Source organism: Paenibacillus sp. J5C2022 (assembly GCF_025567625.1).
GTDB lineage: Bacteria > Bacillota > Bacilli > Paenibacillales > Paenibacillaceae > Pristimantibacillus.
In genome coordinates, this window is the sequence record NZ_JAOQJC010000003.1 from 142286 (window position 1) to 160655 (window position 18370).

Consider the following 18370-nt stretch of genomic DNA (forward strand, 5'->3'; position numbering starts at 1 on the left):
TCTATTAGGGACGAAACTTGCAGATTGGCAGTACAAAACTTACATATTATTCTCTCGCCTGAAGGAACTGGGAGTTTTCCCAACGTGGCGCTTGAACACTTTGATGAAGTAGGCATCGTCGGAAAAACCCGTCTGACTCGCAATCTCTTCCACACTGAGCTTGGAATGCAACAGCAGACGTTTGGCTTGTTCCATTCGAATGTTTCGCAAGTAAGCGATTGGCGTCAAGCCTGTTTTTTTGCCGAACACAGTGCTCAGATAGTCCACGTTGATGGCTACCAGACTGGCCAAATCCGCAACTTTAATGCTTTCTCTGTAATGCTCCAGCATATATTGGATGACCCGGTTCACCTCCGGATGATCCGTATAGCTTACTTGTTCTTCCCGCTTCTGCCTTATAAGCTCCCGTATCGCTTGCTGCACATGCTCAAGCAGCGATTCATGGCTCACGGCAGAGTACAGCTCCGTCCAGTCGCCCGTCTTCTGTCCTGCCAGCATCGTCAACATGTGAAGCAGATAGGTCGCCCGTTTTTTCACTTCCACATGGGTGAATGACGAGGCTTTCATACACTCCCATATTTGCTTAGCCGCCAAGCCGCATTTGGATTCATTCCGTTCTTCGAAGCAGCGAATCAATTCCGCCTCCAACTCCTCAATTGGCGTCGCCACGCTTTTCTCCGCTATCGTCAAATCAGACTCGCTGCCATACCAATCGTAGTTTAATCGTTGCAGCACTTGCAGCCAATCTTGGGACAACCGGGCCAAGCTGCCGCCATCCGCCGACTCAACATGTCGCTTCGCCCGGATTCGGCTATCCGATGCTGTATGTCCCCGGAAACTCCAGCAAAAAAAAGTGGTCTGACCCGCATCGTAGAAAGATTGGACCAGCAAATACCGCTCCATCCCGATACCGGCCTGATCAGCATGAGCAGGGACGTCACCGCTCAGGATAGCTACGATATCCAGATTCAAATGGCGAAATTTCTCTATCGCAGAAGCCTGTCCGCTTGAATCCGCCTGAGCCGCTGCCCCTTGTTCCCGTATGTCCGCCCAGATTCGATGATAGAATGGAAAGAGCGCCTCTCCCGCCCCTTTCAGCTCAGCAAGCAATTCCTCCTTGATCCGCGCCAGGCTTTCCAGCAAAATATCATCATCTAAAGACAGCTTCAACAAATAGTTGAAAGCCCCGTATTGTATGGCGTCTCTTGCATAATCAAAGTGACTCATAGCTGTCAGCATAATAAAACGGCTGCGAATTCCCGCCTTCCGCGTTTCCTTCAGCAGCTCAATTCCGTCCATGCCAGGCATCACTATGTCGGCGATGACAACATCTGGCTTCAGCTCCACAATAGCTGCAAACGCCTCGTTGCCGTTTCCCGCTTCTCCGACAACACAAAAGCCATGGCGCTCCCAATCCAAAATTTCTCTTATCGCTTCGCGGACAAACACTTCATCTTCCACCAATAATATCGTCCACACGCCCGTCATCTCCTTTCTGCGAATACGGCGCTGCAATTAATAACGGCAAGCGAATGCGAACGAGGGTGCCTTCAGCGTCAGATGTCGTCTCCACAGCTCCCTCCCGCTTAAACAGCAGCTCCAGCCTTTCCTTCAAATTGCCCAGACCGATCCCGTGACCGCTGCGTCTTCCCGGCTTGCGAGCCGCCTCCTCCATGCCGATGCCGTTGTCTTCCACCTCCAGAATAAGCTCGGTTCCTTCCGCCCGCGCCCTGACCCATATCGTGCCGCGTCCTTCAGACATGTTGAAGCCATGGGTAATGGCATTTTCTACGAGAGGCTGGAGACTAAGCTTGGGCACAAGCCCATATTGCACCGATTCCTCTGTTTCGTAGATCATTGTGAAATTTTCTCTGAATCGGAATGCTTGTATGGATTCATAGGAGCGCAACAATTTGAGCTCCTCATTAAGGGTAATTAGCTCGATTTCCGAATTAAGGCTTGCCTCCAGTATTAATCCCAGTGAAGCGCAAATGTCCGCAATGGCATCCTGCTTTTCTTTTCTTGCAATCCATTTGACCGTGTTCAAAGTGTTAAGCAGAAAATGCGGGTTCATCTGGTGAAGCAGCATCTGGAAACGTACCACCTGCTTTTGCCGCTCCTCCCGCTTAAGCATAAGGATGAGCGCAACGACATCATCAATCATCCGATTGAAGCTCGCGCCAAGAGAACGAATTTCATCCGTTGCATTTTTGCTGATGGATATTTTCACATTCAACTTCTTGTCCGATGCCTCTTCCATGCTCCTCTTCAATTGATAGAGAGGTTTAGTCATTCGCGACGATAAAAAAAAGGTGACCGCTATGAAGACGGTGACCAGCATAATCAGAAACATATATATCAACAGCCTTAATTGCTGCATCTCCCGCTGCAGCTCGCTTAAGGACATCTGGCTAACCACGTACCAGTCCAATTCCTCCACGTAACTGTAGTTGATGAGCGACAAGTTGCGTTCATCCTTGTAATGTCCATTCGGCTCATGTGAGGAGATCATTTTTGTCATGCTGTCCCGACTGAGAGCATCCCCCTTGTTTTGCAATACAATCTCTCCCTGGCCGGTAAAAATGGTCATGTCCTCCGTAACCGGATTATCTTTGAGCGTATTGCGGAACCATTCCTGTATATTGATGCTGATCCGCGCCAGTCCGTAATTCCCCCGCAGCTCGTCATCCAGCATAATATATAAGCTTAGCAGCTTGTCTCCCCGGCTGCTTCTTACATCATTCCAATCGTCCGCCACCCAACGGTAAGGGCGGTTGCCCGCTTGCAGTGTATTTCTCCAATCCTGCAATTCTTTCGCTTCGTTAGTTAACTGGTCATTGGGAGCATAGGAAGTATATACATTGCCGTTACGGTCAATAAAACGAAAGTACAGCTCTGTTTGATGAAAGAAAAAGCTGTTGTTGATACCGAACATTTTGCTTTCTATTATCTTCTTCCGTTCAAGGGGATCATATTTGTCAGGAGCGTGCATAATCTGGATCAGACTTTCATCCTGACTCAGCATCGTATTCGTCTTGTAAGCAAAGGCCATCATTTCCGTCAACGATCTATTCACCTGCTGCATACGCTCGGACATGCGGTCGATCATATCCTGCTCTCGAATCGATTCGAAATGCTGAAAGAGGAAATAAATTGCAATGCACAGTGGAAGCATCAGAAGGGTGATATACGCGATAAATAGTCTGTATTTCAACGTGTTCGGGAGCCATTTTCGAATGTTTTGCATGCTGTATCAGTCACTCCTTATAACGGTATTCCCCCCGGTCGTACTCTTCATTTTATCACACACAAAAACCGAACCATCAGATTAAAATCTTGCAAATAAATATAACGATTCTTGGAAGCCGGGCCATGAGAAACGATGAACCGGTCAGAAAAACGCCTAGCGGCGTCCTGCTCTCTTGCTGCGCACGCCCCTTTTTCGGCACTTTAGTGTAGGATTCATACACTATTTCGGCTCGAACAACCCTTTTCGGCACGCTAGTGTAGGATTCATACACTATTTCGGCTCGAACGACCTTTTTCGGCACGCTAGTGTAGGATTCATACACTATTTCGGCTCCAACAACCCTTTTCGGCACGCTAGTGTAGGATTCATACACTATTTCGGCTCGAACAACCCTTTTCGGCACGCTAGTGTAGGATTCATACACTATTTCGGCTCGAACAACCCTTTTCGGCACGCTAGTGTAGGATTCATACACTATTTCGGCTCGAACAACCCTTTTCGGCACTCTAGTGTAGGATTCATACACTATTTCGGCTCGAACAACCCTTTTCGGCACGCTAGTGTAGGATTCATACACTATTTCGGCTCGAACGCTCCTTTTCGGCAAATTGCAGCCGAGCTCACATCGCCTGCAGCCCGCCACTCGCACACTTTCCTACCTCCAACCGAGCTTACATCGCCTGCAGCCCCAGTACCTGCTTCTGCTTAAGTCGCAAGCGAAGTTTTTCGAAGCTCCAGTGTAGGATTCATACACTAATCCCGCTCACACGAGTCCATTCAGGTATTCAACTAGAAATTTATAAACTCTATATAGTCAAGGAAAAGACCCTTGGCCGTTGTCGCCAAGGGTCTTCGCTCCTTCAACTCTTTTAACCACATCACATGATTTATCCGCCAAAGCCCAGTTGTGCAAGCTGCGCTTTCGCACTATCCAGTAATAATTGATAATTCATCGTCGTCTCTAATGTTTTGAGGAAATCGTCATATTCGCTAAGCGAGCGCTTATCGTAAATAAACTTCGCAAGCTCTTCTTCAATATAACGGTCAGCGTCAGCGGGATTATAACCTTCCGGATTATCTATAAATCCATTTAATGCCTCAATTCGCGGTTGATCACTGGCGAATTGTATCTCTTTCGATTGTAGAGCAAATTTCGTTTGCAAATATTCCATCTCAGGCCGCCCGGTAAATTGATATAACCACGAGTGTCCAACCTCTCCCGCTTTATCCGTCATCACCGGCTTGCCGTCAGTAAGCGTAAAGTGAATATCCTGCACCCCGAATTGCACAAGAAGCGATCCGCCCTCCGGATTCGAGATATAATTCAACAGATCAAATATTCGCTGCAGCTTTTCCGGATCTTTCTCGAGCGCTTTCGGAATCGCGAATCGGCCAGGCGTGGCTCCAACATCCCATGAGCCGTCATATTGCCCTCCCGGTCCGCTCGGCGGAGCAATCTGCAGCCACTCCGCATTGGGATTCACTGTTTTAATCTGCTCGACGAATTGCTCCTTCGTCATGTTCGGCCAATCGATATGAACAATGCCCGCTTGGCCTTTAATCGCCTTTTCTTGATGCTGCAGTCCGGTATTAGCCAAGAGCTCCGGATCAACCGAGCCCGACAGAATCAATTCCTTAATAAACGCAAGCGCGTCTTTTATTGCAGGGTCGTATAATGAATTGACAACCGCTCCATCCTTCAAGTAGAAATTGCCCGGCATACCGACGCCATATGCTCCGAATACAGGAGCGAAAGCGCCAAATTTTGATCCCGTCACGCCAAAAGTATCCCGCTTGCCGTTGTCGTCCGGATCATCATTCGTAAAGGCTTCCGCGACGGCAGCCAATTGCTCCACTGTTGTCGGAACGGGCAGTTGCAATTTATCCAGCCAATCTTTGCGAATCCAATAAGTGTTATACGGGATTTGCGAAGATTTGGAGATCGCGAATACTTTCCCGTCCACCATTCCCTTCTTGACGCTTTCTTCTCCAATGAAGTCGACCGTTTGCTGAAGCTGATCCATATAGGGGGTTAAATCGAGCAGAAGTCCTTGTTTGGAGAACTGGATAATCTGCTGACGACTGACCATGAACAAATCAGGGAAATTGCCCGATGCCATACGCACATTTAATTGATTGGCATAATCATCGCCTGATGGATATACCGTCAGATTCACATCCATATTTAACGCTTTATCCAGTTCTTTCTTAATGCTGTCTTTATCCGGAGACGGCAAATTATTGCCGGGTTCAATAATTTCAAGCTTTATCGGCTTGTCGCTTGATTCATTGCCGGATTCTGCGGCGGATTGGTTCGGTTGAGCAGTGGACAAGTCGCCTGTTTTTTTATTGCTGGCGCCTCCTGAGCAACCTGCAAGCAAGCCTGACAGAAGCGATACCGACAATAGAATAGAATACACTTTTCTCATCTTCATACCCCTTTCAGAACTGTATCTATTGAACAGGTCCGCGTAGCTGGCCAGATCTACGCAGCCTGGATCAACCTTTAATCGATCCCAGCAACATGCCTTTCGTAAAATGCTTCTGGATGAATGGATAGATAACGATAACCGGCAAGCTGGCAATAATGACAGCGGCCATCTGCATCGTCTGAGTCGGCATTATATTTTCCGCGTTCTCAAGCGGCTGCTGGCTTTGCATCAATATCTCTCTGACGACGACCTGCAACGGAAATAATGATCGATCCGTCACATAAAAGATCGCTTGAAAAAACTCGTTCCAATGACCTACCAGATAGAATAATCCCACCGTCAGCAGTACAGGTATCGAAAGCGGAGTCGCGATCCGGAGCAAAATACGGAACTCCTTGGCCCCGTCCATCCTGGCGGATTCGAACAGTTCTTCTGGCAGACCTTCAAAGAAGCTTTTCATAATCAGCACATTAAAACTCCACACGGCATTAGGCAGAATCATCGCCCATATCGAATCAAGCAGCCCTACAGACTTTACAATGAGATAAGTCGGAATGATCCCCCCGCTAAACAACAAGGTGAAGACGATCATCATAAGGAAGAAATTTCTCCCAGGCAAATTTTTGCGGCTAAGCGGATACGCCATCAGCCCCGTCAACACGATATTAACCGCCGTTCCGACAATCGTGATGAATAACGTAACTTGGAAAGCTTGCGGAATATTGGATTCCGTCAGCAACGTTCGATATGCGGTGAACGTTATTTCTTTCGGGATTAATATAAAGCCGCCATTGCGGAGCACTTCACCGAAAGGCGTGATGGATACTGAAACGACGAACAGAATCGGCAATATAGCAGACAGCCCGCAAATGCCAAGAATGATGTAAACGATGAGATTGAATATTTTGTCATCCAGGCTTCTTACCATATCCCTTCCCCCCACTTCTTCGCTATTCGATTAGCGGCTAGTACAAGAAATAACCCAATAACTGACTTGAACAGTCCGACCGCCGAAGCCAAGCTGAAATTCAATTGCTGCAATCCGGTTCGATACACCCATGTATCGAGAATATCCGCAACGGGATATACCTGAATGTTGTATAAAATATAGATTTGATCAAAGCCTGCATCGAGCAAATGGCCGAGTTTAAGGATAAACAGCAATATGATAATGCTTCGAATACCCGGCAACGTAATATGCCATATCATGCGCAATCGACTTGCGCCGTCTACTTTGGCAGCCTCATATAGAGTAGGGTCGATACCGGCCATTGCCGCCAAATAAATGATCGCTCCCCAGCCAAGGTTTTGCCAAACCTCTGAACCGACCAGGATGCTGCGGAAATAGTCCGTTGAAGTCAAAAACGGTATTGAAGTACCGCCGGCTTCTACAATCCATCGATTGATTAACCCGCCATTTTGAGAAAATAACGTCAGCAAAATACCGAATATGATGACCCATGACAAGAAATGCGGCATATAAGTTAAAGTTTGCACAATTGACTTCAGCCATCGCACACGGCATTCGTTCAACAGCACAGCCAGCAGAATCGGAGGCAAGGTTCCCCATAGAAGCTTGTAACAGCTAATCAATATTGTGTTGCTCAACAATTGATTGAAATAAGGAGACTCATAGAAGGATTGAAAATGTTTATACCATGGATTGACCCATGCGCTTCCCGTTATCCCCTCCATAATGGCGTAATCTTTAAAAGCAATAATGACTCCATACATAGGGAGATACCTGAACACAATAAAGTAGATAACTCCCGGAAGAAGCATCATGTAAAATGCCCGGAACCGCCAGACAACTCTCAAAACGATTTGCAGTTTCGCTAGTGAAACAGGCTGTATCCGAGGGGATGACTTTAAATTGATATTTTCTTTCATCGTTTCCCTCCTATTTGTATGCGCTTTCAATGTTTAAATAAAGTATAAATGGCCTGACGCATCGCCGATATACATAAAAACGTAAAAAGTGTTTCAATTTGCGATAAATCCCTCAACCTCATATTGGGCAAAAAGAAAGACTGTCCCGAGGACAGCCATTCTCTTATTTCGATCAATCCCAAATACCCAGATTCTCATCTTTATCCAGAAGAAGCGGAATATCGATGCGTATAACGGTTCCGACACCGAGTCTACTCCCGATGCGCAACCCGTAATGCTCGCCGTGATGAATTCGAATTCTGTCATGTACATTGCGCAATCCAATCCCTGTGAATCTGTGCCGAGATCGCTCCTGCTCAATCTTACCGTACAACAGCTTGTTGATTTTATCTCTGGACATGCCTATGCCATCATCGCGTACGTAAAGCCTGATCATCCCCTTCTCCGTCTTTCCTTTAATGGTGATAAGCCCTCCGTTATGCGGAGATATCCCATGGAATAAAGCATTTTCCACTAGAGGCTGAAGGGTTAGCTTAAGTATACGATACTGCAGCAGACTCTCATCCAGATCAAGCTTATACGTATACTGGTCCCCATAACGTACTTGTTGAATGTACATATACATGCGCAGACTTTCCAATTCTTCCGCCAACGATACAAATTCGGATTGCTTGTCGAAGCTGAAGCTGAGCAGCTTGACCAATGAGCGGATAGTCTCTCGCACTTCATCAATTTTCTGTTGTTTGGCCAAGCTGCTTATACAACTTAGCGTGTTGTACAGGAAATGAGGCGCGATCTGGCTGCGCAGCATCTTAAGCTCGAACTCCTTCTTCTGCTCTTCGGCCGCCTTCGTTTTTTGCAGCAAATTTTGAATTCTCTCAAGCATAGCGTTATAGCTTTGTGTCAATCTCCCGATCTCATCTCTTCTCGATACCGTAAGTTTCGTAATAATCTGCAAATCATGAAGGCGGTCCATCTTCTCTACAAATCTGCGAATCGGCTTCGTGAAGGAACGGCTAAGCAGATAGGCGCTTATTAATAGTATCGCGACCCAAATAACGACGGCCGTTCGGTAATTGTTGTCCAACTTCCGCAAATCCTTGTAAAAATAATCCTCCTCAATAAAAGCGGCTAAAGACCAGCCAAGCCGGTTAGTCGTCGACCTCACTGCTACCAGCGATTTCGAGGAATCCGCCTGTATACTGCTAACGCCTACTTTAAGAGAAACTAACTGCTCTTGAAAATCGTCTTTAAGCGTTCGCGGATAAGAGCTGGGCTTATAGGGCAGCAGCTTATCGTTAAATTGCAGTCGATTGATGACATTTCCTTCCTTCGTGAATAGCACATAGGATTGATAATTCATGGGGGTGATCTGCATGGAAAGAAGCTCCAGGTTTACTTCCGCCACGGCAACCCCCTTCAACTCCTTATTGGCATCGGTAATCGGAAGCACATAAGCTAGCGTATCGCCGGAAATCGGGGAATTGTAAGGCTCGCTAACGTTAATTCCTCCATAGTTCTGCAACGCGAGCTTATAGAGCTCCGACAAATACGGATTCCCGATAATCTCATAATAAACTTGGGAACTGGCGTAGACTTTCCCGTCGGCACGAATGATATATAGCGATTTGGTTATTGAATTGTTATAATCGGCGAATTTGCGCAATGTTTGTAGAGCAATATCTTCCTTGCCATCCTCCAGTATATCGGACTGAGTCGATAGAAGCAGCAGCATATTCTCCACATTATCCAGGCTGGCATCGATGTATTGATTCGTTCGGCTTACTAACATCTCTGCATCTCTAACGACTTGATTGCGCAGCAAGCTCTCGGACTCGCGAAGATTGTTCCACGCCAGTATCATAACGAGCAGCAACGTCACTGTAAACAAGTAAATAAACTGTTTGGTGGCAAGCCCAAGGCTTCCGTACCAATGAAACAGCTTCGACATCACGCGCTTCCTCCGTATCTGATCGTTAAGTGTTCCTTTTATAATCCGTCGGAGGAACCCCCGTCCAATTGCGAAACATGACGGTGAAATAACGATAACTGGGAATGCCTACCTCTTCGGCTATTTCATATATTTTCATATTCGTTTGTTTGAGCAATTCCACAGCCTTCTCCATCCGTAATTGAGTAATATACTGTGTAACGGAGACGCCTGTCTCCTCACGGAGCAACCGGCTAACATACTGGGGGCTTAAACCAACCTGCTCGGCAATAATCGGCAACGAAATAGGCTGCTTCAAATTGTCTCGAATCCATTGGAGCGCGGAGCGAATTTCGAATCGGGAATGCGACTTCTCACTCTCTATTTTTACAATAGCTGTGATTAAGCTATCCATCATTTGGGACAAGTTTTGCACCGCCATTAAATTGGTGATAATTGGATTGATTAACTCAGCATCTCCTTGCAGCTTCAACCACTCTACCAACCAGCCCAGTATGCGCTGCTTAAGCTGCTCCGGCCGGATGCGCTGTATGACGCACCAATTGAAAAACTCCGTCCTCAAACATGCAAGCAAGCTGTCCGCAGACCAAGCGGACTTTCTTAGCATCTCGCTTATTTCCTTCACATGTGTATCCGTAATTGGATTCAAAGGAACAGGAAGACCCGAATGAACCTTGTTCCCTTCCAAGCTGTCGTAGAACAGCGCTTCTATCCATGCCGTTGTGCCTGCGATGGAATGGACAAGTCCATCTCCTGTCGCGAACGGCTCGCTAATAACGGCTTGAACGGCATGCGTATACTCATGCCGCTTCTCTGCTCCGCGTATCATCGCATTCAACCTGTTAATAACGTCTTCAATCGTGTTTATGACAGGCTCCTTATCCCAATCTTGTACAATAAAAATAACGAAATACTCCTGCTTTCGAACGGATAACCATGTCAGTCTATCCGAATGAGAAGCCTCAAGCTCTGTAAATAAGCATTGTACACGATGTTTTATCGCCAAATACAACGAGTCCGGAACATCGACAATGAACCGGATCAATTGATAAGAGGACTTCCCGTCCAGTTCAAAAGCGTTCCAGTCGGAGTTATTCAATTGTTGTTGATGCAGAAGCTTGCCGAACAACGCTTCTTGCAGTTGTCTTTTTTCTGCTTTCTCGCTATCTAATGATTTTCTCTCTCTCCTAATCGCAAGTCTTACTTTATCCATCGCTTGTTTTAACTCGTCATCGTCAATTGCCGCTTTCAGAATATATTCAAGCGCTCCTAAGCGGAGCGCTTCCTGAGCGTATTGAAATTCACTGTGGCAAGTCAAAAGTACAATTTGCACAATGGGATACCGCTTCTTAAGTTCCCGAATAAGCGCGATTCCGTCCATAATCGGCATCGTAATATCTGTGATGACAACATCTGGAACACAAGCTTCTTCGCAAATGCGCAATGCCTCTTCTCCGTTGCTGGCTTCGCCAATTAATACGGCGTCGCAGTCCTCCCATGGAAACATCCGAAGCTCCTGTCTGAGAGGAAGCTCATCATCAACAATAAGAACATTCAGCTTCTTCATCGAAATAGAAGCATCCCCTTCCTCATCGACACACTTATGGAAAGCGCTCTCAATTCATCACATATTATAGCCTATGCCCAATGGCTCGGCAACCGGATGAAGTGTCGTTCCCCTAATGATCACCCCTGGCTTCTCGAAAAAATCCCCGTTACCATCGATGAGATGGTAACGGGGACGCGCGGATACAGATCTAATGAGATAAATGCGAGCTAACGGCCAACGGGATACAGCGGTACGGAAAGTGCCATCTGCTGACCCTTCCAGCTTCCCCTTACTGCTGCGAACTCGCCATCGTTCATGATCTCCGGCAAGAACTCTGACTGCAGCTCCAACTCGGGCCCTTCATTCATCATCAGAGAAAATAGCAGCGCCGCACGTTCAAGCTTGTGGAAGTCCAATACGGTTCGCGCACCGGAGTGAATGATAAAATCGATATTCAGCTTGCCATCCGATCGGTTGATGTCCCAGCCCCAAGGCCGAGCCTTCCCCGTATGCCGCTCATCTATCCCGTCCGCATCGGCCAGCAGGCGGCCGAATGCCGCATGCCATGTGCGAAGCAGCAGCGTCGTCCCATCGATTGCAATATCTGCGCCGCTGCCCCGGGTCGCTGCGCTTACGCGCTCCTGACAGCCTCCGATCTCCAGCCGCAGCCGGAAGTCAGAAGCTTCTATGCTGCCATTCATCCTATCGAGATTGGGATGGGTATCTCCGCCTTCCTTAAGAAAACCGATGCCGAACAGCACATGGCCTTCCGCTTGCGCGGAATGGAAGACGGCAGAGCAGTAATCGTAGCCATCGTGCAGAAATCGCAAATGCGCATAGGTTGCCTCCCCGCCGTTATCCACATAAGCCAGCAGCACTCTTCTCTGATTCCACATCATCTCGTCGCTGAAGCTTCCCAGCGTGTATACCGGTGTCATATAAGTCGCAGCCAGCTTCTCTTTATTACCGCCAACTTCGTAGATCTGCCGAATCTCCCGTGTCTCGCTTGCAAGGAAAGCGCCGATATGCTCTTCCGGGCACTTGATGCCGCAGCCGTACCACTCCTCATTGTAAGGAAGCTCCTCCCATGGGAAGAACAGCAGAGCGCCGTCCGTCGCCAATTGCAGGAATGCCTTGGTCTGATCCTTCAGCAGCGTTTGATAGCTTCGGCTATGCGGTCCCGACCACTGTCCGGTCGCCGGATGGTAATAGTCTCCTACGCTCTTCCAGGCCATGTTCAGCAGTTCCATGCCAATCTCTCTTGCTTCAGGACTTCTCGTTGCCGCGGCGATTTTGGACAATTCCACGATCGCGACACAAGTATACGCGGGACTGTTATATTCCTGGAAAGCGCCTCTCTGCCGCGTATAATCGGCCAGCTTCTTCAAGCGCTCCATGCCATAGCTTCTGTAGCTCTCGCGTTCATACACTTCGCCGGCAATCAAAGTGACGAAAGCGCCCATAATGGCGATATTCGTGTATTCCGGACCTACATCCCGCAGCATGATCGCGTCGCAGGCGTTAGCTACCGCCTTCCGCACGGCGTCCCGCAATCCTACCGGAAGGCGGTCGCCGTGTCGAAGCTCCGCAAGCACCATCTGCTTGCCGCAGAAGTCCGCCCAGTTCCAGTCGGGAGGCGACATCCGATCCAATGGCTCCTCGTAAAACCACGGCCATATCCCGAAGGTGCTGCGACTGCGGTCCGTATCCTGCATCGCAATTACCCGTTCCATAATGTCGCAGGCACGCTGTTCATATTGCGTCTGCTTCGTATCCAGCAGACCTAGTGCATACACAAGCGAAAGGAGCGTCGAATGAATAGAATCGGCTTTCTTGATCGTCGTATGGTAGCCTGGACTGTTGAATGGCGATCGCAGCATGCAGATTTCTTCATTGTAATCGGCTTCCTTGGCCCGTATCGTCCGCAGCAGCATATCTTCTTCATACATCACTTTATTCATGGCTTTCGTTCCCTTCCTCCATATCGATGATGCCGACCCGCAGATGCCGCTCCTCGTCTGCGTAAGTAAAGCTTATTTTGCGGCTGTCTTGGCTGAAGGAAGGATGCGGATGGCCAGGATGATCCCGCCATATCGGAAGCTCGCACAGCAGCCGGGAGGACCGATCGTACAGATTGATCAGTACAATTTTGCTCATCGCGCCGTCTTCAATCGTATCCGCGACGGCCCATTGCCCGTCAGGACTGAGCGACACATGCCAATAAGGGAAATCGCCATTGATAAATTCCGCATCCCCGCTCCACTTGTCTACGCGATAAACTCCGGTAGGCTTTAAAGGACTTTGCGGATATTTAACAAAATACAGATGCTCTCCATTCGGCGCCCACATTTCATGACCTACGTACTCCACATGCTCGCCGGAATCGAGCCGCCGCTTCTGATGAAATCCGCTGCGGACTTCGCCGCTTTCCGTATCCGCTATATAGATCCGGTCCGGAATATGCTCGGTCTTGCCTTCATGCGCGAAGAATACAAGATTGCGATACACAGGATTGATCATCGCATGATTGGCAATGGGGTAAGGCTCTTCGAAGCTTGGGGCGGCAGCCTCCTGTACGTGTCCCGTTCCGACATCAACTGTGCCAATTATCCATTGCTCGCCACTGCGCCAGTATATCCCCATCGTGCGGCCATCATTCGTGACCGACAGCGGACCATATACGACCGCATCGGATTCCAGGCTGCACACCGTACGCACCCGCCCGCCGACTAGATGATGCTCGTAAATATGCGGACCGTCGTAATAATAGAAGCAATCATCGTGCGCGACGAGTCCTCGCCCCCAATCCAGCCGCTCAACAATAACCTCCGTTGCCCCGCCATGTGTATCCGCTTTGATATACCGGCCCTTCTTCTCCTTGTCGATATCGGTGCAAAGCAGAATATGCCGGTTATCCGACATCCAGCTCATCGCGGTAAAGTAATTGTGTCCTGTATCCGTTCCCTTTGCTCCCAAGGAGCGTATTGCAACGCCTGTCGCCGAAGCTTTCATTTCACGCAGCGTTAACATGCCAATTATCTCCTTCTCATCGTCATTGAATGCTGCCCTTCCATTCGGCGCTTATCATTTCGAATACAGCTTCGCCGCTTGTATCCGTACCGTTCCATATGAGCATCGAGATCGTATTCGACGACGAATCGGCCATCATCTGCACCGTATAGGTCTCGCCGCCGGAACTCGCCGAGCCTTGCAAGAAGACATGCCCTTCCGCCGCGACCATCCAATTCGCGTTCAACGTCCAGTCTATCCCCTGCGGAGTGGCATGAATGCGAATCCCTTCAGACCCGATATTCAGATGAACCTTCTTCACTTTATTCCCGAATAAGGGAGTATTCCCGTCGAGATCGAAGTGGCCGTTCAGCCGGATCGATGCCGAATCTGTATCGTGAACAGCAATATAAGCTCTCGCCTCGGACGCATTATAATACTGGTCGGGGATCAACTTCACCCTTGCTTCGTAAAGCCCCGCCTCCAAATGCAACGCAATGGCGGCGACTCCGTTCTCATCCGTCCCGTATACGCCGGACGTTGCTTCCGCCTCAACCGGTATTGCCGTGCCGTCCGGCTGGATGGCGAACAATTCGAGCGTGACCTCACCTCCGCTCACCGGCTGTCCGCCCGCATCCTTCACTGCCGCTTCCAGCACAATGGCCTCGCCGGAAGCACCTGATGCATCGTCAAGCTCCAAGATCGTGCTGCTGTACAGCTCGAACGATACCGCTCTGCTCATCTGCTGCCCGTACACACTCTCGGCCCATACCTCAAGCGTATGACTGCCTCTCCGAATGATTTCGTCGCCAGCCGTCCACGGTTCGCCATCCAGCTCCAGTCGCGAAAGCTGCCAATTGCCGGAGTCGTCCACTATACTGACCTCGGGTATTACGCCGTCTTGATAGCTCTCCCCTTCCGCAATGCCGCCGATTGCAATGACAGGCTCATATGCCGGAAGTATCCACTGCATGGATCGGTACAAGCTCGGCCTCTTCCCGGAACCGATCCCGGAAGCCCATTCGATCCAACCTCTCCTCCCATTGCCGTCGTTCTCGTTCACGAGCAACGAGAAGCTCATCGCTTCGCCGACATGCGGCTTCACCGGCTCCAGTTCCGACCATGGCAGCGCCAGTTCATACACCGTGTACTCGTCTTCGTCCGTTCGGGTTACCGCAGCTTGCGCGTTGCTTACCGCCCCCGGCTGGTTGCCGCCGGCAGCGCTCCATCTGTACACCTGCGCACCTTCCGGCGTATCGGAGATACCGTATTCATACCAGCTCAAGCTCTCGCCGGGGAGTCCCTTGGCGATTGCGAACTGGATGCTGTCGTTATTCCAGATGTCCGCGCCTTTCGCTGCGGCGGAATGCAGATCATCCTTGATCTTGGCCGACAGATACAAGCGGTCGCGATCGTAGGTTAGCCATATATCACCGCTCAGATCATTGGCGCCGCCGTAATTGCTGAACTTGACGGTGCCGTCGGCAAGCTTAATAGTAGGTTCCGCCGCCGCCGATTCGGGATCGATCTCACCATCGACAGATACTGTGCGGGATACAACGGGATTGAAGCTGATTGTACCCTCATAGCCGTAATCTTCCGAATTCAAAAACTTCACTTGCACCGCCGCGCTATATTCAACGCCTTCCTCCAGCGACGAGGGGAGCGGAACGGCGATGCTTGCCGACCCTTGAGGAGGCGCCGTTAGTGAAATCTGCTGCTGGCCGGATTCGCCGCCGATCTCCCAATGAACGGATTCCGCTTGCAGCGACTGCGTTTTGCTGTAATTCTCCACTTTAATCACGATGGACTTGTCATAAGCTCCGCCCGTTGCTTCCATCTGCGGACTTACCGTTCCCTCCTTGGAGACAGATACCGTGAAAGCATGGCGAAGCTTGCCGACCTTCTTGCCTCCGTTCCACACTTCCACAATAACGGAACGCTCCCCAACCTTCGTATCCGCGACGGCAATGTTCAGCGATGAAGACTGTCCCCCGGCAGCGGACAATGGATAACTTGCCCCTTCCGCTTCCAGCTCCAGGGACAGAGCGGAGGACATATTATTGTTCAGCGTTACGATAAGCTCGGCATCTTCGCCGGCTACCGCATCCTCGCCTTCCAGTGCGAAAGTGTCGTCAAGCGATATACCGTCTATATCGCCCTTCACATACATCGGCTCGCCTGTCAGCGATACGTAAACCTTGCCGTTCAACGGCTCATACGTCTCCGAACGACCTGTCATGTCGGTCAGTACGATTGGCGTCTCCGTATGGATCGCCGCCAATCCATCCTCCAGCGACCAGAGCACGCGTACAGGCTCTCCGTCCCGCTGGAACAAGTAGCTCATGATACCGTCCGATCCGTCATCCTCCTGCTCCACGAACTGCGCTCCCGTCAGTTCTCTCGTCATCGCCGCGTAAGCGACATAAGCGGGCTTCGGCGTATAAGCGCCGAGCGGATCGTCTTTGAACCGGATAATGCCGAAGTTATGTTCATTATAGTCCGCCTGCAGACCGTCGTTCATCAGATCGTACCAGACCATCTTCTCCACACCGTTCGCGAGCGCGACCACATAAGCGCGCACCAGATAATCGGCTTGCGTCTTCTCATCCGTGCCAGTGGACGCCTGGTGCGTCGGCCAACCGATCTCCGAGATCCAGATCGGCTTGAGCTCGCCGCCATTGTACTCCCGGATAAGGTCCTTCAGGGCGTCCAGCTCCGCCACCATGCCTTCCGGCGCTCTCGCCTCCAGCGGCGTGCGGCCATACCGGTACGGATGCACCGTCACAACATCGAGATAGTTCATGCCTCCAAGCTGGAACACCTGCTCCATCCAGTCCATCGGAATGCCGGCGGTAACCATGCCAGCCACCGTAAAGTCAGGATGATCGGCCTTCACCGTCTCGTACGTCTTCTTCATTAATTCGTAATAATAGGATGGCTGGGAGTTCGCCGGGCTGTTGCCGCGCCGGCCGAATCCGCCGTTGAATTCGTTATAGATCTCCATGCCGACAAGCTGGTCCTTGTAACGGCTTACGTAAGCGTTCGCATAATTCGCAAAGCCTTCGCGCCCCTCTTCGGTGTAAGGCGTAGCGTTATTGTCGTAAAATACATTATTGTACCCGGATACGAACATCCCCTTTACGCCTTCTTCTTCAAGACGGTTCATGAACGAATCCGGATTCGGCGTAAACGTGTATTCGCCCGGCGACTTCTCGATCGTCCATTCCATCCCGCCGCGCGCGGACTTGGCGCCCGCATGGCGGATCAACTCCGCAAGATCCTCACTCCAGCCCATAGAGGAGCGATGAAGATGAGCCGCGATGCCGAACGGCGAATCCTCCACTGCATCCCAGTCATAATCCGTCAGCACGGCAAAAGGAGTTCGGCGCTCCATTATCTCGCCTCCAGGCTGCTGAACCGATACATGCAGCATATAGTATCCCGGTTCCATGCCGCCAAGCGTCAGAGCACCCTCGCCTCCCGGCGCCGGCTCATTCCCTTGGGAGATCAGGCTTTCGTGCAGATCGTAAACGCGCCATTGGAACTGCGGGTACTTCGTCGATATGCCAAAGCCGACCGGCTCGCCGCCTGTGAACACGTTGCCGAGCGCCGTCTGCCTGATTTTCAATTCCGGCAGCCAATCGCCGATTTCAGCCGTCACGTGGTCGACCATAATGCTGGCGGTCAGAGCCCCGTTCTTAATATCGCCGCGATCCATTAGAATAGCGATGCTCGAGCTTGGCGCATGCCATACGCCGTCGGCAGCCCCGCCCCAATGAAGGCTGGCGGTCAGCGGGTCGACGACGACTTGTTGCCAGTCGGGCGTATCCTGAAGCACGATCGTCTGCTGGAACGTTTGTCCGGTGGCGTCCTTGCTTCTAATGCCAAGCTCCTTCATCTCCGTGGTTTTCACCCAGAAGGAGAATGCCCGGACGTCCAGCGTATCCAAATCCTTGCGCATCGCCACGAATGCCGGTTTGCCGTAAACGCTGTCACGGAAATCAGCGTTCAGTCGCCCTGCATAAGAGCCCTCATACGCCTCAGCCGTTTCCACCACTTCGAAACTCCCCGCCACGGTCGGTTGATCGCCGTAAGAATAGCTCCACTTGTTCAGGGGATCTCCGAACTCGCCGAACACATAATTGTAATCGGAAGCCGCTCCGGACACTTGCAATTCTCCGTTGGCCATAGCCGGCCCCGGCGCCGCAGTCATCCATACATTCACCAATAAAGCGATTACAACAATAAGGGACAATTTCTTATATACAGACATGAATACCCTCCTC

At 50.2% G+C, this 18370-nt stretch carries 10 protein-coding genes; all 10 read right to left on the reverse strand.

The genetic code is table 11. The annotated features are described in order from the left end of the window. Nucleotides 1–39: 39 nt before the first annotated feature. The 10 genes from M6D81_RS03770 to M6D81_RS03815 all read right to left on the reverse strand — a co-directional run bounded on the left by M6D81_RS03770 (nt 40) and on the right by M6D81_RS03815 (nt 18357). Entirely contained in the window at nt 40–1479 is a 1440-nt protein-coding gene (locus M6D81_RS03770; RefSeq protein WP_262675478.1) for a response regulator, read from the reverse strand. Beyond that, nucleotides 1451–3247 carry a sensor histidine kinase gene (locus M6D81_RS03775; RefSeq protein WP_262675479.1) on the reverse strand — a complete coding sequence of 599 codons (1797 nt, stop codon included), beginning with the start codon at nt 3245–3247 and terminating at the stop codon, nt 1451–1453. The genes M6D81_RS03770 and M6D81_RS03775 overlap by 29 nt, the downstream gene beginning before the upstream one ends. 890 nt (nt 3248–4137) lie before the next feature. Beyond that, nucleotides 4138–5685, reverse strand: a complete 1548-nt coding sequence (locus M6D81_RS03780) for an extracellular solute-binding protein (protein WP_262675480.1) — start codon at nt 5683–5685, stop codon at nt 4138–4140. A 64-nt stretch (nt 5686–5749) separates the two neighbouring features. Continuing rightward, a complete protein-coding gene (locus M6D81_RS03785) occupies nt 5750–6610 on the reverse strand; it encodes a carbohydrate ABC transporter permease (RefSeq protein ID WP_262675481.1) in 861 nt (286 codons plus the stop codon). Further along, a complete protein-coding gene (locus M6D81_RS03790) occupies nt 6604–7572 on the reverse strand; it encodes an ABC transporter permease (protein ID WP_262675482.1) in 969 nt (322 codons plus the stop codon). Before M6D81_RS03790 ends, M6D81_RS03785 begins: the two co-directional genes overlap by 7 nt. 172 nt (nt 7573–7744) lie before the next feature. Beyond that, nucleotides 7745–9523, reverse strand: a complete 1779-nt coding sequence (locus M6D81_RS03795) for a cache domain-containing sensor histidine kinase (protein WP_262675483.1) — start codon at nt 9521–9523, stop codon at nt 7745–7747. 25 nt (nt 9524–9548) lie between these two features. Then, the gene (locus M6D81_RS03800) at nt 9549–11090 is read right to left on the reverse strand and encodes a response regulator transcription factor (protein WP_262675484.1); all 1542 of its coding nucleotides are present in this window, start codon (nt 11088–11090) and stop codon (nt 9549–9551) included. A gap of 209 nt (nt 11091–11299) precedes the next feature. Then, a complete protein-coding gene (locus M6D81_RS03805) occupies nt 11300–13033 on the reverse strand; it encodes a hypothetical protein (RefSeq protein WP_262675485.1) in 1734 nt (577 codons plus the stop codon). Beyond that, nucleotides 13026–14102, reverse strand: a complete 1077-nt coding sequence (locus tag M6D81_RS03810) for a TolB family protein (RefSeq protein WP_262675486.1) — start codon at nt 14100–14102, stop codon at nt 13026–13028. Before M6D81_RS03810 ends, M6D81_RS03805 begins: the two co-directional genes overlap by 8 nt. Before the next feature lie 22 nt (nt 14103–14124). Beyond that, nucleotides 14125–18357, reverse strand: coding sequence for a sugar-binding protein (locus tag M6D81_RS03815; RefSeq protein WP_262675487.1), 4233 nt, complete (start codon nt 18355–18357; stop codon nt 14125–14127). Nucleotides 18358–18370 lie beyond the last annotated feature (13 nt).

Coding starts and splice junctions, on each gene's coding strand:
- M6D81_RS03815 (WP_262675487.1), bottom strand. CDS start 18,357: ATGTCTGTATATAAGAAATTGTCCCTTATTGTTGTAATCGCTTTATTG.
- M6D81_RS03775 (WP_262675479.1), bottom strand. CDS start 3,247: ATGCAAAACATTCGAAAATGGCTCCCGAACACGTTGAAATACAGACTA.
- M6D81_RS03810 (WP_262675486.1), bottom strand. CDS start 14,102: ATGTTAACGCTGCGTGAAATGAAAGCTTCGGCGACAGGCGTTGCAATA.
- M6D81_RS03790 (WP_262675482.1), bottom strand. CDS start 7,572: ATGAAAGAAAATATCAATTTAAAGTCATCCCCTCGGATACAGCCTGTT.
- M6D81_RS03800 (WP_262675484.1), bottom strand. CDS start 11,090: ATGAAGAAGCTGAATGTTCTTATTGTTGATGATGAGCTTCCTCTCAGA.
- M6D81_RS03805 (WP_262675485.1), bottom strand. CDS start 13,033: ATGAATAAAGTGATGTATGAAGAAGATATGCTGCTGCGGACGATACGG.
- M6D81_RS03785 (WP_262675481.1), bottom strand. CDS start 6,610: ATGGTAAGAAGCCTGGATGACAAAATATTCAATCTCATCGTTTACATC.
- M6D81_RS03795 (WP_262675483.1), bottom strand. CDS start 9,523: ATGTCGAAGCTGTTTCATTGGTACGGAAGCCTTGGGCTTGCCACCAAA.
- M6D81_RS03780 (WP_262675480.1), bottom strand. CDS start 5,685: ATGAAGATGAGAAAAGTGTATTCTATTCTATTGTCGGTATCGCTTCTG.